The 13,696-nt window shown below is 72.4% G+C and carries 10 protein-coding genes; 5 read left to right on the top strand and 5 right to left on the bottom strand.

Going from position 1 to position 13,696, the window contains the following annotated elements:
• Nucleotides 1–3: 3 nt before the first annotated feature.
• Entirely contained in the window at nt 4–1,296 is a 1,293-nt protein-coding gene (serS, locus tag DGO_RS06450) for a serine--tRNA ligase (protein WP_014684676.1), read from the bottom strand.
• Nucleotides 1,296–1,586 (bottom strand): Asp-tRNA(Asn)/Glu-tRNA(Gln) amidotransferase subunit GatC, encoded by a 291-nt coding sequence (gene gatC, locus DGO_RS06445; RefSeq protein ID WP_014684675.1) that lies wholly within the window; start codon nt 1,584–1,586, stop codon nt 1,296–1,298. The genes serS and gatC overlap by 1 nt, the downstream gene beginning before the upstream one ends.
• Nucleotides 1,587–1,617: 31 nt before the next feature.
• Between gatC and DGO_RS06435 the strand changes: the two genes are divergently transcribed.
• The 3 genes from DGO_RS06435 to DGO_RS06425 all read left to right on the top strand — a co-directional run bounded on the left by DGO_RS06435 (nt 1,618) and on the right by DGO_RS06425 (nt 5,191).
• Complete coding sequence (locus DGO_RS06435) at nt 1,618–3,192, top strand: serine hydrolase (RefSeq protein ID WP_014684674.1); 1,575 nt, start codon at nt 1,618–1,620, stop codon at nt 3,190–3,192.
• A 102-nt stretch (nt 3,193–3,294) separates the two neighbouring features.
• Nucleotides 3,295–3,903, top strand: a complete 609-nt coding sequence (locus DGO_RS06430; RefSeq protein WP_014684673.1) for a hypothetical protein — start codon at nt 3,295–3,297, stop codon at nt 3,901–3,903.
• 70 nt (nt 3,904–3,973) lie between these two features.
• Nucleotides 3,974–5,191: a toxic anion resistance protein gene (locus DGO_RS06425; protein WP_014684672.1), complete on the top strand. Its 1,218-nt coding sequence runs from the start codon at nt 3,974–3,976 to the stop codon at nt 5,189–5,191.
• 250 nt (nt 5,192–5,441) lie between these two features.
• On the opposite strand, the gene DGO_RS06420 is transcribed toward DGO_RS06425, so the two are convergent.
• Complete coding sequence (locus DGO_RS06420) at nt 5,442–7,343, bottom strand: ABC-F family ATP-binding cassette domain-containing protein (protein WP_014684671.1); 1,902 nt, start codon at nt 7,341–7,343, stop codon at nt 5,442–5,444.
• 142 nt (nt 7,344–7,485) lie between these two features.
• On the opposite strand from DGO_RS06420, the gene DGO_RS06415 reads away from it, so the two are divergent.
• Together DGO_RS06415 and DGO_RS06410 are read left to right on the top strand one after the other, a co-directional pair.
• The gene (locus DGO_RS06415) at nt 7,486–9,093 is read left to right on the top strand and encodes a FecR family protein (protein WP_226991480.1); all 1,608 of its coding nucleotides are present in this window, start codon (nt 7,486–7,488) and stop codon (nt 9,091–9,093) included.
• Complete coding sequence (locus tag DGO_RS06410) at nt 9,077–10,567, top strand: diguanylate cyclase domain-containing protein (RefSeq protein ID WP_043801370.1); 1,491 nt, start codon at nt 9,077–9,079, stop codon at nt 10,565–10,567. Before DGO_RS06415 ends, DGO_RS06410 begins: the two co-directional genes overlap by 17 nt.
• 238 nt (nt 10,568–10,805) lie before the next feature.
• Here DGO_RS06410 and DGO_RS06405 read toward each other — a convergent pair whose 3' ends face one another.
• Both DGO_RS06405 and DGO_RS06400 read right to left on the bottom strand, forming a co-directional pair.
• A complete protein-coding gene (locus DGO_RS06405) occupies nt 10,806–12,254 on the bottom strand; it encodes an NADH-quinone oxidoreductase subunit N (RefSeq protein WP_014684668.1) in 1,449 nt (482 codons plus the stop codon).
• Entirely contained in the window at nt 12,254–13,678 is a 1,425-nt protein-coding gene (locus tag DGO_RS06400) for an NADH-quinone oxidoreductase subunit M (RefSeq protein WP_014684667.1), read from the bottom strand. The genes DGO_RS06405 and DGO_RS06400 overlap by 1 nt, the downstream gene beginning before the upstream one ends.
• Between the last annotated feature and the right edge of the window lie 18 nt (nt 13,679–13,696).

Below are 13,696 nucleotides of genomic sequence, written 5' to 3'. Positions count from 1 at the left end.
GGCTCAGGCGTCCGCCAGTTCACGGACAGGCCGGCCCAGCACGGCGCGCCCCCCCAGGTAGGGCTGCAATGCGGCGGGCACACGGACGGTGCCGTCGGCCTGCTGGTGGTTTTCGAGCAGCGGCACCAGGATGCGCGGCGTGGCGATGCCGGTGTTGTTCAGGGTATGGGCGAACTGCAACTTGCCGTCCTCGCCCCGGTAGCGCAGGCCGGTGCGCCGGGCCTGCCAGTCGCCCAGATACGAGCAGGAGTGGGTTTCGCGGTACTGCGCCTCGCTGGGCACCCAGGCCTCGATGTCGTACATCAGCACCTTGCCCGCGCCCATGTCGCCCGTGCAGTTCTGGACGACGCGGTAGGGCAGTTCCAGCGCCGCGAGGATCGCCTCGGCGTTCGCCAGGATGGCCCCGAACCACTTCAGGGCCTCGGCCTCGTCGGCGCGGCAGATCACGTACTGCTCGACCTTGCGGAACTCATGGACACGGATCAGGCCGCGCACGTCGCGCCCCGCCGACCCCGCCTCGCTGCGGAAGGCCGCGCTGATGGCCGCGAAGGCCAGCGGCAGCGTCTCGCCCGCGAGCTGCTCGCCCGCGTAGAGGCTGTTGACCGGCACCTCGGCCGTGCCCGCGAGCATGAGATCGTCGCCCTCGATCTTGTAGACCTGATCCTCGCCGCCCGGAAAGTGTCCCGAAGCCATCAGCGTCTCGGGGCGCACCAGGGCCGTGGTCGAGAGGGGGGTCAGGCCGCGCCCGTTCAGGAAATCCAGGGCGAACATCAGCACGGCCATCTCCAGCAGCGCCGCCTCGCCCTTCAGGAGGTAGCTGCGGCTGCCCGACACGCGCGCCACGCGCTCGGGGTCGCTCCAGCCCTGGCGTTCGAGCAGTTCGACATGGTCGAGCGGCGTGAAGGCGAACTCGGGCGGCGTGCCCTCCCGGCGCAGCTCGACGTTGTCGCCGTCGTCGGCCCCGATCGGCACCGTGGCGTGCGGGATGTTCGGCACACGCAGCAGCAGGTGCCGCAGCTGCTCGTCGTGGGCGCGCAGGGCCGGCTCCAGCGCCTTGAGTTCCTCGGCGAGGTCCTTGCCCTTCTGGATCAGGGCGCTCCTCTCCTCGGGGGTGGCGCGGGGCACGAGCTTGGCGTTGGCGTTGCGCTCGGTCTGCATCGCCTCGACACGCTGCTTGAGGGCCACGAGGTCGCGGTCCAGGCGCAGCAGCTCGTTCAGGTCGAGGCTCACGCGCTTGACCTCGATGGCGCGCTGCACGGCCCCGGCGTTTTCACGGATGAACTTGAGGTCGAGCATCAGTCGGCCTCGACGGTGCGCGGCACGCGGATGAAGCCGTCCTGGGTTTCGGGGGCCAGCCCGGCCACCACGGCGGGCGCGAAGGTCTCGCCGGGCACGTCGGCGCGCAGCACGTTCACGAGGTCCACGGGACGCTGCATCTCCTCGACGCCGCTCGTGTCCACGTCGGCCAGCTGCTCGAAGTACCCCAGCACGCGGGTCAGGTCCGCCCCCATGTCCGCCCGCTCCTCCGGGGTCAGGTGCAGCCGCGCGAGCTGCGCGAGATGGTCGATCTGGGCCGCGTCAATCATGCCCAGGAGTATAGGGGGCGGGCTGCGGAGCATGGGCGGCGCGCCGGAACCCGGCGGCATTCCGGGCCGTAACCGTGACATGCATCACCTGACCCTGACCGCCCTGCTCGCCCTCCCGGCTCCGGCGCTGGCCCAGACGACCGCCCCCGCGCCGGCAGTGGCCCCGGCGACCGCCCGCCCCGCCCCCGAGACCAGCGCCGGTCTCGGGGACGCCCTGACGCGGCTGTTCGCGGCCCCTGCCCTCCAGGCCGGGTGGTTCGCGCCCGACTTTCTGGCGCAGGTGCCCCTGACGGCCATCGAGGCACAGTTCACCCAGATCCGCGCGGCCTATGGGGCCTTCGTGCGGCTGGACACCTCGGGTACGCAGCCGGTCGCCGTGTACGAGCGCGGGGCCCTGCGGGTCACGGCGGCGCGGCTCGACGATCAGGGCCGCCTGACCACCTTCGGCGCGGCGCCCGCGCCGGTGCGGGCCGCCCCCGACCTGACCCAGGCCCAGCTGGCGGAGGCCGCCACGCTCCTGACGCGCCTGTTCTCGGGCGAACGCTTCGACCCGGCCCTGTTCGATCCGGCCTTTCTGGCGGCGGTCCCTGCCGAGCAGCTCGACGCGATCCACGCCGGCCTGACCGCGAGCCTGGGGGCCTTCGTGCGGGCCGAGCCGCAAGGCCAGGCCTGGGTGCTGGTCTACGAACGCGGGACGGTACCGGTGCTGGCCTTCAGTGTCAATGCCCAGGGCCTCGTGACCGGCCTGCGGATCGGCGGCGCCGTGCCGCAGCTCGGCACACTGGAGGAAGCCCGCGCCGCCTTCGCCGAGCTGCCCGGGCAGGTGAGCGTGCTCGTGCGCGAGGTGGGCCAGGGCGCGCCGCTGCTCGACCTGAACGCGGGGCGACTGCTGGCGGTCGGCTCGACCTTCAAGCTCGCCATTCTGGGCGAGGTGCAGGCGCAGGTCCGCGCCGGCCGCCTGGGCTGGGACAGCGGGGTGCAGCTCACCGACGCGCTGCGCAGCCTGCCCAGCGGCACCCTTCAGGACGCCCCGGCCGGCGCCTACCCCGTCTCGGACCTCGCCGCGCGCATGATCCGCGACAGCGACAACACCGCGACCGACCTGCTCCTGAACGCGGTGGGCCGCGAGGGGGTCGAGGCGCGGCTGGGGCAGCGCGCCATTCCCAGCACGCGCGAGCTGTTCGCGCTGAAAAACCCGGCCAACGCCGAGCTGCTGCGGGCCTACCGCGCGGCCGGGCTGGACGCGGCGGCCCGGCGCGCGGTGCTCGCACAGGCGGCCACCGCGCCGCTGCCTGCCCGGGGCTGGGCCGTTCCCACGGCGCTGGACGTCGAGTGGTACGTGAACACCGACCGCCTGTGCCGCCTGATGGCCGACGTGGCGGGGCTGGACGCCACGCAGCTCGAACCCGGTGTGGCGACTCCGGGCGACTTCGCCCGCGTGAGCTACAAGGGAGGCAGCGAGCCCGGCGTCCTGAACCTGACCACCCAGATCACGACGAAGGCCGGGCGCACCTTCTGCGTCAGCGCCACGTGGAACCGCCCCGAGGCGCTGGACGAGACGCGTTTTCTGGGCCTGTACGCGGCCACGCTCAGGCTGCTGCGCTGAGAACCGGCGCCGAGACCGGACCTGTCCGGGAGCTGACCGGTCCTGACCGTACGCTCAGGGCCTGCTCACCGCCCGTCAGCTCCGGGACGTCAGGGTAGAGGTATGACCTCCAAGTTCCTGCGCGCGGTTCTGGCCCTCGGCGTCCTGGCTCCGGTGGCCTCCGCACAGACCGCCCCGGCCGTCACCATCTTCAGCATCCCGGCCCTGCCGCCGGGGGCCAGTGCAGGGGCGGGAGCGCCCACGACCCCGGCCGTCCCCAGCCCCGCGCCGACCCCGGCCGTCCCCGGCACGACCACCCTGCCCGTTCCCGGCACCGACAATGCCGGCCCGCTCCTCGCCGCGCCGCACACGGTCGCCCTGCGTGGCCCCGCTACCGTGCGGGGGGGCGAGGAGACGCTCTGGAGCTTCGTCCTGACGAACACCGGCACCCAGCCCATCCGCCTGCAGCACGGGGCCTGCGACGTGCGCTTCGAGGTACTGAACGCAGCGGGCGTGGCCGTGCGCCCCAACCCGCAGAACGCCATCTGCACCCTGCAACTCGTGACGACCGACGCGGCCCCCGGCGAGACGACCGAGATCCAGAAGGTGCGCTGGGACGGCCGGGACGCGGCGGGTCAGCCCCTGCCCGCCGGCACCTATACCCTGCGGGCCGTATTCCGGGGTGCCGGCGTGACCACGGAGGCGGCCAGCCTGAGCGTCACCCTGCGCTGAGGCCCGCGCCCCGACCAGTGCGCCTTTTTGCCGATGCAACTCCGGGCCGGGTCGGGGCGTACTGTAGGGCATGAGTGACAAGCTTTCCCCGCTGACTCCGCCCGAGGCGGCGCTCCGGGCGCCCGACGCCGTGCCGCAGGTGCCCGCGCAGGAAGCCCCGGAGATGGTGCCCCTCTCGGACGAGGACCGCGCCCGCCTGGATCAGATGGCCCGCGCCTTCGCCGAGGACGTGCTCTCGGCCGGGGCGCACGGCCCCGAGTTCCGGCGCAAACTGGACGCCGTGCACGACCTGGGCCTGCCCGAGCAGCGCGCCGCCGCCCAGAGCAGCAACCGCATGCTCGAACGCCCGCTGCGCGCCACCCGCGCCGGGGCCCTGGCCGAGGGCAGCGAGATCCTCAAGGGCCTGACCGACCTGCGCCGCACCGTCGAGGACCTCGATCCCAGCCGCGCGCCCACGCCCCGGCGCCTGTTCGGCATGCTGCCCGGCGCCAAGAAGGTGCAGAACCACCTCGACAAGTACCAGAGCGCGCAGGGGCACCTCAACGGCATCCTGGAGTCGCTGTACCGGGGCCAGGACGAATTGCGCCGCGACAACGCCGTCATCGAGACCGAGAAGGTCCACCTCTGGGAGACGATGCAGAAGCTCCGGCAGTACGCCCACGTGGGCAAGGCGGTGGACGAGGCCCTGAGCACCCGCCTCGCGCAGCTCGCGCAGACCGACCCCGAGAAGGCGCGCATGGTCAGCGAGGAGCTGCTGTTCGCGGTGCGCCAGCGCGTCACCGACCTGCTTACCCAGCTCGCGGTAAGCATCCAGGGCTACCTGGCGCTCGACCTCGTGCGGCGCAACAACCTCGAACTCATCAAGGGCGTGGACCGCGCGACCACCACCACCGTCAGCGCCCTCAAGACCGCCCTGATGGTCTCGCAGGCCCTGGGGACGCAACAGGCGGTGCTGGGGCAGGTCACGGCCGTGAACGACACGACCGGGCGCATGATCTCCAGCACGGCCCAGCTCCTGCGCCAGCAGTCCACCGAAATCCAGAAACAGGCGGGCAGCGCCACGGTGGACCCGCAGATCATCCAGGCGGCCTTCCGTGAGGTGTACGGCGCGCTCGACGCCATCAGCGTATACCGCCAGCAGGCGCTCGACCGCTTCCGCGACACCATGCAGGTGCTCGACAAGGAGGTCGGCCAGGCCCAGACCTACCTCGACCGCGAGCGCCAGCAGGCCGCCCGCGAGCTGGCCCAAGACCTGAACGTGACCGATAAGGGCGACCTGAAGCTCTGAACCCGGACGGCCACGCCCGGTACCTCCTGGGACTGGGAGCGAGGCGGCTGGGCCGGGGCGCGGGCCGTACGGTCTACGTCCGTGGCCCCCGGGCGCTGCACCGGGCCGGGCGGGCAGACGCCCGGGGCCAGTCCCTCACGCCGGCCGTCACCTTCGCCCGGACCTGTCTGGCCCGGCCGGGAGATTGAGTCCGGATTGCCGGAGCCGTCGCGGCGACACGCTTCCGGAGAGCGTCCCCCTCCGCCTGGGCCTAGCCCCCCTTCGCCTCGACCTCGGCCGACTTCTCGCTCCAGCGTTCCATCTGGGCCTCCAGCTGGCCTTCGAGGTCGTGCGCGGCCTGCCCCAGCGCGGCGAAGTCGGCGTCGGCTCCGGCCCCGGCCAGGGCGGCGTGGGCCTGCTCCAGCGCGCCCTCCAGCCGGGCGATCTCGGCCTCGATGGCTTCGACCTCGCGCTTGAGGTGCCACAGGCCCTTGCCCTTCGGGGCGCTCGGCGCGGGGGCAGGCGCGGCTTTGGGGGCGGCCTGGGCCTCCAGCTCGGCCAGGGTGACGTGCTTGGCGCGGTAGTCCTCCCAGCCGGGGTACTCGTAGAAGCGCCCGTCCTCGATGAGCCAGATGCGGTCGGCCAGTTCCTCGATGAAGGCGCGGTCGTGGCTGACCATCATCAGGGTGCCGCTGTAGTTGTCCAGGGCCTCTTCCAGACCCTCGACCATCTCCATGTCGAGGTGGTTGGTCGGCTCGTCGAGGACCAGCAGGTTGCGGTCCTCCTGCGCGAGCTTGAGCAGCGCCAGGCGCGCCCGCTCGCCGCCCGAGAGGATGCGCGCGGGCTTGTCGTGCTGGTCGTAGGGAAACAGGAAGGTGCCCAGCAGGTCGTGGGCCTGCGGGTCTTTCTGGACATACTCGCGCGCCACGTCGTACAGGGTCTGGTCCGGGTCCACGCCGCGCAGGGCCTGGTCGTAGTAGCCCACCCCCACGCGGGCGCCGGTCAGGACGGTGGCGCGCGGGTCGTCGCTGGGTTCCAGGCCCAGCAGGGTGCGCAGCAATGTGGTCTTGCCCGCTCCGTTGCGCCCGATGATCGCCACGCGCTCGCCCCGGCGGATCTGTACGTTCACGTCCTCGAACAGGGTGCGCGTGCCCCCCCGGCCGTCGGGCAGGCGGCGGGTAAGGTGCCGGGCGTCGAGGACCACGTCGCCCGACTCGGGCGCGTGGAACACGATGCGGGTGGTGCGTTCCTCGGGAGGGGGCGCGGCGGCGGCGCGGGCCTGCATGCGGTCCACGCGCGCCTGCATGGCCTTGGCGCGGCGGGCGAGCTTGCTCATGCCCAGGCCCCAGATCTTCATGCGGTCGGCGCTGGCCTGCAAGGAGGCGACGGCGCGGCTGTCCTGCGCGAAGCGGGCCGCCTGCTGAATGGCCTCGGCGTCCAGCGCCTCCCGGAAACGGGTGTAGCTCCCCGCATAGACCTTGAGGGTGCCGCCGCGCAGGTAGGCCGTCTCGGTGGTCACGTGGTCCAGAAAGGTCCGGTCGTGGCTGACCACGAGCACCGCGCCGGGGTAGCGGCCCAGAAACTGTTCGAGCCACTCGACCATCACGATGTCGAGGTGGTTGGTCGGCTCGTCGAGCAGCAGCACGTCGGGGTTCTCGACGAGCAGCGCCGCCAGCCCCAGCCGGGTGCGCTCGCCGCCCGACAGGCCGGTCACCGGGTCGTGTTCCCGGCCCCGGAACCCGAAGGCCAGGGCGACCGCCTCCTTGCGGCTGCGGCGCTCGTAGCCGCCCCGCCGGGCGTACTGCTCGAGCAGTTCTTCGTGCCTCAGCACGCTCTCGGGGGTACCGTCGGCCATCTGCTCGGCGGCGGCGTGCAGCTCGGCCTCCAGGCGGTCGAGGTCCTCGAAGGCCGCGTCCAGCACGCTGTCGATGGTGGCCCCCGCCGGGAAGCTCGGGTCCTGTTGCAGCGCACGCACCCGGATGCCGGGCGAACGCTTGAGGCTCCCGCCGTCGGGGGCGAGCTGGCCGGTCAGCAGCCGGAACAGGGTGCTCTTGCCCGCGCCGTTGCGGCCCACCAGCCCCACCCGGTCGCCGGGCTGCACCGCGAAGGTCACCTCCGAGAGGACCGTCATCGGACCGTAATCCTTGGAAACGTTGGCGGCAGCGACAAGCACGCCCCGCAGTATACCGGCCTGCGCCCTTCCCTGCCCGGCCTTCCCCCACCCGGCGCTCCGGTACGGAAGCGCGCATCAAATGACCCAATGATCATCAGACAGAGCCGCCGGTTTGAGGCTTTTTTCTCGTACACTGGCGGCAGTGAGCCGGCCTGCCCTGACCTCCCCGTTGATCCGTGTGACGCTGCTGGTGGCCGGCGGTGTCCTGGTGGCCGCGCAGGCCCAGAGTGCCCCGCCACTGGCGGCCCCGGCCCCCCGCCTGAGCGTCCAGCAGGCTTCGGGCCGTGTAGAGGTCCTCTCGGGCACCACCTGGCAGGCGCAGAGCGCCCCGGCGCTGAGCACCGGCCTGCGCACCGGCACCGGCCGGGCCACGCTGGCGTGGGGCACGGGACGCGTGGTGGTGGGCAGCGCCTCGCGCCTGCGGGTCTACAGCGGCGAGGCCGACCTGCAGGAGGGCCAGTTCCTGCTCCAGGGACCGGTGGCCGCCTTCGTGCTGGGCCGACACCTCATGATCGAAGGCGCGGGCCGCGCGCGGGTGGACCTGACGCCCGGCGGCAGCGCCCAGCGCCTCGCGGTCCTGAAGGGCGCGGTCCGGGTGTCGGGTGTGGGGCGCGCCTTCACGGTGCGCGAGGGCCAGCAGCTCTCCTTCACGGGCGGGCAGATCACGGCCTTCACCGAACGCGACCCCTGGTACGACGCGCAGTTCGTGGGCGTCGGGGACGCGCGGGTCGAGGGCCTGCTGGGCAGCGTGAACCTGCGCCGCAGCGACGGCACCCTGCGCCCCGCCGCCCGGCAGGACGACCTGGGCCCCGGCGAGGCGCTGCGCACCGGAGCCGGGGCCTGGGCCGAGATCGGCTTTACCGGCGGCGGCTACCTGCGCCTGAACGAGCAGAGCGAACTGGGGGTGCTGGCGGTCGAGAAGACCTCGCGCGGGCGCGAAGTGACGCTGCAGCTCACGCGCGGCGTGGCCTGGAACGTCGTGGAAAAGGGCCAGGGCGGCTACCGCCTCTCGACCCCGGTGGTCAGCACGTCGGTGCGCGGCACGGTCTTCCGGGTGGACGCCGACGGACTGGTCAAGGTGTTCGAGGGTCAGGTGGCCCTGCCCAGCAGCGGCGACCTCGCCCTGAGCGGCGGGGAGCAGAAGCGCCGCGACCAGGCCGCGCCCAGCGCGCTGCAACTCGACGCCACCGACCGGCTCAACCAGGCCCTCGACGTCCAGCGGGCCCGTCCCCTGACCCTGAGTGCGGCGCGGCCCGCACGCCACCTGAAGGCCATCGACCTGACGGTGACGGCGACCCCGCAGAGCACCCTGAGCGCGTCCGTGCTCGACCGCCGGGGCCGCGTCACGGCGCTGGGCGTGACGCCGGGGCCGGCCGAGGGCCAGTTCGTGGTGCGCGGCGCGCCGGGCCTGCCCGAGGGCGAGTACCTCGTGCGGGTGCGGGCCTCGCGCTACGGCGCGGTCAGGGTCTGGTCGGCCCGCGTGGGCCTCGACCGCAGCCCCCCGCAGGCCAGTGGGGTCCAGGCCCGGACGGCGGGGCAGCTCCTGGAGATCAGCGGTCAGGCGAGCGACAACTCCGGCGCGGCCCTGACCCTCACGGCCACGCTCGGCGAGGGCGCGCAGGCCCGGACCGTCACCCGGCGCGTCGAGGGCCGTTTCCGGGTGCTGCTGCCCGCGCCGCCCGCCGGCACGCCCCTGCACCTGAGCCTGCGCGACGCCGCCGGAAACGCGACCGATGTTCCGTTACCCTGAGCGCTCGCTGCGCCGCTGGACGCTGCCGCTGGCGGCCGGGCTCGGCGCGGCCCTGGTGCTGGCCATTCCCGTCAACCCCCGGCTGGAAAACACGCTGAATCAGGCGCTCCCCTCCCGGCCCGACCCGGCGCTGGTGGTGGTGGGCATCGACGACGCCAGCCTGCGCGACTATGGCCGCCCCGACATCTGGCCGCGCGAGCTGTACGCCCAGGTCCTGCGCACCCTGAACAGCGCGGGCGTGCGGGCCGTGGGCCTGGACGTGCTGCTCTCGGGCGTGAGTTCGCCGGCCGACGCGGCCCTGACGCCCCTGTTCAGCGCGCCCAATCTGGTCCTGGCCACCTCGCCCGGCGAGGGGGGCGAGGCCCCGCAGCCCGGCTGGCGCTCGCCCACCGGCGTCAGTGTCCTGAACCGCTCGGCGGGTGGGGTGGCGCGCAGTGTCCAGCCCTTCTACGCGCTCGAAGGCCCCGGCGGGGACCGGAGGCTGGTGCCGAGCTTCGCCGCGCAGCTCGCGCGGGTGGCCGGCGCGGACGTGCCCGCCGACACCGTGCCCCGGCTGCTGCGCTACGTGCCGCAGGACGAGCTGGACGCCGTGACCCGCTCGTTCAGGGACGTGGTGAACGGCAATGTGCGGTTCGCGGAGTTGCAGGGCAAGGTCGTGCTGATCGGTCTGACGGCCGGCGGGTTCAGCGGCCTGACCTCGCCGGACATCGACGGTTTGATGGTGGCGGGCACGTACCTCCAGGCGCGCGCGGTATCGTCGCTGCTTTCTCCCCCGCTGGTGCGCGCGCCCCTGTGGCTGATGGCCGTGCTGGGCGGGCTGCTGGCCGCCGCGACCGTGTGGTTGCGCGGCCTGTGGGGGTTCGGGGCCGCCGCGCTCGCGCTGCTGCTCGCGGTGCTGGGCTGGCTGGTGAATTTCCTGCTGCCGGGGGTGTCCCTCTCGCTCGCGGCGCTGGTCGGGGTGGGGCTGGTCGCCCTGGAGCGCTGGTGGCAGCTGCGCTCGCTGGGCACCCAGGACGTGCTGACCGGCGTGGGCAACCGCCTGGCCTTCACGCGGGCGGTCGAGCACCGCTGGCACAGCCGCCAGGAACGGCCCATGAGCCTGATGCTCATCGACCTCGACGGGCTGCGACAGGTCAACAAGCAGTACGGACACCTCGCGGGCGACGCGCTGCTGCGCGACCTCGCCGGGCGGCTCCAGAAGTTGCGCCGCCGGGGCGACGTGGTGTTCCGCTGGGGACCGGACGAATTCGCGGTGCTGCTCGATCAGGTCGGCCCGCAGGAGCTTCCGGCCCTCACCGAACATTTCCAGCGCAACCTGGGCGACCTGCGCGTCCACGACCTGCGGGTGCGGGCCAACATCGGGGCCGCCTCGACCTCCGACGACATCCTGACGCCGGGCGAACTGATCGAGGCCGCCAGCCGCAGCCGCTACCGCATGAAGTACCGGCGCGGCCAGACCGGCGCCCGCGACTGAGACGAGATTGCTCTGATTCCGACTCGTCTCAGACAATCCACCGAGAGGAGTATCCATCGCCGCCATTCCGTCTCTTCTTCCCATCGCGCCTTGGGCAGAACGGACGCCCCCGGGGACGCCTGCCCGCACCGCTCGAATGCCTCCGGCAATGCACTGGCATCATTTGCAGTTTCGATGAGGCAAGAGGCGGGCGGCGCCGTTCCTTTCCGGCGCCGCCCGCCCTCCCCTGGCCCCGCCTTCAGCGACCGGCCAGCACGCGCCAGATGTCGGGATTCGCGCCCCAGCCGTACCACAGGTTGGGCAGGATGCCCAGCACCGTGATCCCCGCGAGGCACACAGCCAGGGCCAGCGTGGTCGCCGGACGCTGCCCGTGCGCGTACTCGCGCGCCGGGGTGCGGTCGGGCATGAACAGCAGCATGCCGGGGCGCAGGTAGTACACGAGCGCCGCCACGCTGCTCAGGGCCGCCAGGACGCTCAGGCCCACGTAGCCGTTCTGGAAGGCGGCCTGGAACGCGAGGTACTTGCCGAAAAAGCCCGCGAAGGGCGGCAGGCCCGCCAGCGAGGCGAGACACACCGCGAGCGCGACCGCGTAGGCCGGGTGGCGGTGGTACAGCCCGCGCAGATCGCTGATCTCCATGCCTTCCTCGCCGCGTTGCAGCGCCGCGACGATGGCGAGCGCGGCGGCCGTCATGAAGGTGTAGACGAGCAGGTAGTAGCTCAGGGCCGCGCCGCCCAGATCCGGCTGCCCCAGCAGGGTCAGGGCCAGGAAGCCGGTATGGGCCACCGCCGAGTAGGCCAGCATCCGCTTGAAGTTCGTCTGGAACAGCGCCGCGAGGTTCCCGACGATGAGGGTCGCGGCCGTCAGGATCTGAAGGACCGGCTGCCAGCCCGGCGCGTCGGCCAGCGCACCCCCGAAGACGCGCAGCAGCCCCGCGAAGGCCGCCACCTTGACCACGGTGCTCAGGAACAGGCTGACGCTGGTGGGCGCGCCGCCGTACACGTCGGGCGTCCACTGGTGGAAGGGCGCGAGCGCCACCTTGAAGCCGAAGCCCGAGAGCAGCAGCAGGGCGCCGGCCACGAGAATGCCCAGGTTGGCCGGGGTCAGGCCGCTGGCGCGCTCGGCGATGCCCGCATATGTCAGGCTGCCGGTCGCGCCGTACAGCAGGGCGATCCCGTAGATGAGGATGGCGCTGCCCACCGCGCCCAGCAGGAAGTATTTGAGGCCCGCCTCCTCGGCGCGGCGCGACTGTTGCAGGGTCGCCAGGACGTAGCCCGACAGGCTCATGATCTCCAGCCCGATGAGCATGACGATCAGGTCGCCCGAAAAGGCGATGAGCAGGCAGCCCGTGACCGCATACATGAGCATGGCGTCGAACTCGGGAAAGCTGACGCGGGCGCGGTAGGCCGTGTCCAGCGATACGAGCAGGGTCAGGGCGCTGCCGACCAGGATGGTCAGGCCCAGCAGCAGCGCGGCGTTGTCGGCCCGCAGCCCGCCCGCGAAGGAGGACTCTGCGCCGTTCCAGAGCGTGACCATGCCCACGCCCGAGAGCACGAGCGCGGCGAGATTGACGAAGGTCAGGGTGCGCCGGGGCAGCCAGAAGCCCAGCAGCGTGCTGCACAGCGCGCCCGCCAGCACGATCAGGATGGGCAACAGCGGCGCGAGGGCGACGTCGGGAACGGTGAGCATCAGTTGCCTCCCACGGCGCTCAGGACCCCGCGCACCGCCGGCTGGATCAGGTTCAGGGCCGGGGCCGAGTACACCCCGAAGAACAGGGCGACCGCCAGCGGCAGCGCCAGCACCGGCCACTCGGCCCCGCGCAGGTCGCGCACGTTCACCGCGCCGTGGGGCCGCCCGCCCCAGAAGGTCGTCTGGAAGGCGTTCAGGGCGTAGGCGGCAGCGGCGATGGTGGTCAGGCCCGCCACGAAGGCCAGCCAGGGCGACACCTGATAGGCACCGAGCAGCACGCTGAATTCACCGACGAAGCCCGCCAGCCCCGGCACGGCGATGGACGCGAACCACAGCGCCATCGTGAGGCCGCCGAGCGCGCCCGCCTGCGTCATGACGCCGCCGACGCGGGTGTCCAGGCTGCCGACCCGCTCCTGAAGCATCCCCACGCCCAGGAACAGCGCGCCGGTATACAGGTTCTGGAAGGCGAGCAGGTACATCGCGCCGATCACGGCCGTCTCGTTCATGGAGAAGACGCCCAGCGCCACGAACCCCATGTGCGAGAGCCCCGCGTAGGCCAGCAGCCGTTTCCATTCGGTCTGCCGGAAGGCGATCCAGGCGGCGTACAGGGCCGTGAAGGCCGCCAGTCCCATCAGGACGGGCCGCAGTTCGAGCGAGGCGTCGGGGAACAGGGGCAGCGCGAAGGTGAACAGGCCGTAGCCGCCCACCTTGTAGAGGGTGCCCATCACGTCCGGCACGCCGCTGGCATGGTTCTGCTCGTGGAAGTCGGGCAGCCAGGCGTGCATGGGCCACAGCGGCAGCTTGACCGCCATCGCGGCCAGGAAGCCCAGGTACAGCCAGGTCTGCGCCGGCCCCGTGACCGGGTGCTGCACGAGGTCGGCCAGCGCAAAGGTCGGGCTGTCCCCCAGCCACTTGACCCCGATGATCGAGAGCAGCATCAGCAGGCTGCCCAGCAGCGTGTAGGCCGCGAACTTGACCAGCGCCCGCATGCGCGACGGCCCGCCGAACATGGCGAGCATCAGGAGGGCGGGCAGCAGCGCGTCCTCGAAGAACACGTAGAACAGCACGAGGTCGCGCGCCGCGAAGATGCCCAGCAGCCCGGTCTCCATGCTCAGGACCAGGGCCAGCATGACCCAGGGGTTCTCGACCCGCTGTCGCCCGTACAGCACGGCCACGAAGGTCATGAAGGCGGTCACGAGGGCCAGCACCAGGCTCACGCCCGAGAGCTGCACCGAGTAGGTGATGCCCAGCGCCTCCACCCAGGGCACGCTGAACAGGCCCGTACCGCCCGAGGCCCACAGCGCGACCCCCAGCCCCAGCGTGAGCAGCGTGACGGCCACGGCCACCTCGTCGCGCCACTGGCGGGGAAAGAGGCCCATGAGCAGCGAGCCGAGCAGCGGCAGGAAGATGAACAGATGAATCATGGGACGCTCCTGTGGGCG

It is taken from the genome of Deinococcus gobiensis I-0 (genome assembly GCF_000252445.1).
Taxonomy (GTDB): domain Bacteria; phylum Deinococcota; class Deinococci; order Deinococcales; family Deinococcaceae; genus Deinococcus; species Deinococcus gobiensis.
The sequence above is the reverse complement of the archived record's forward strand: the minus strand, read 5'-3'. Positions and strand labels throughout refer to the sequence as shown.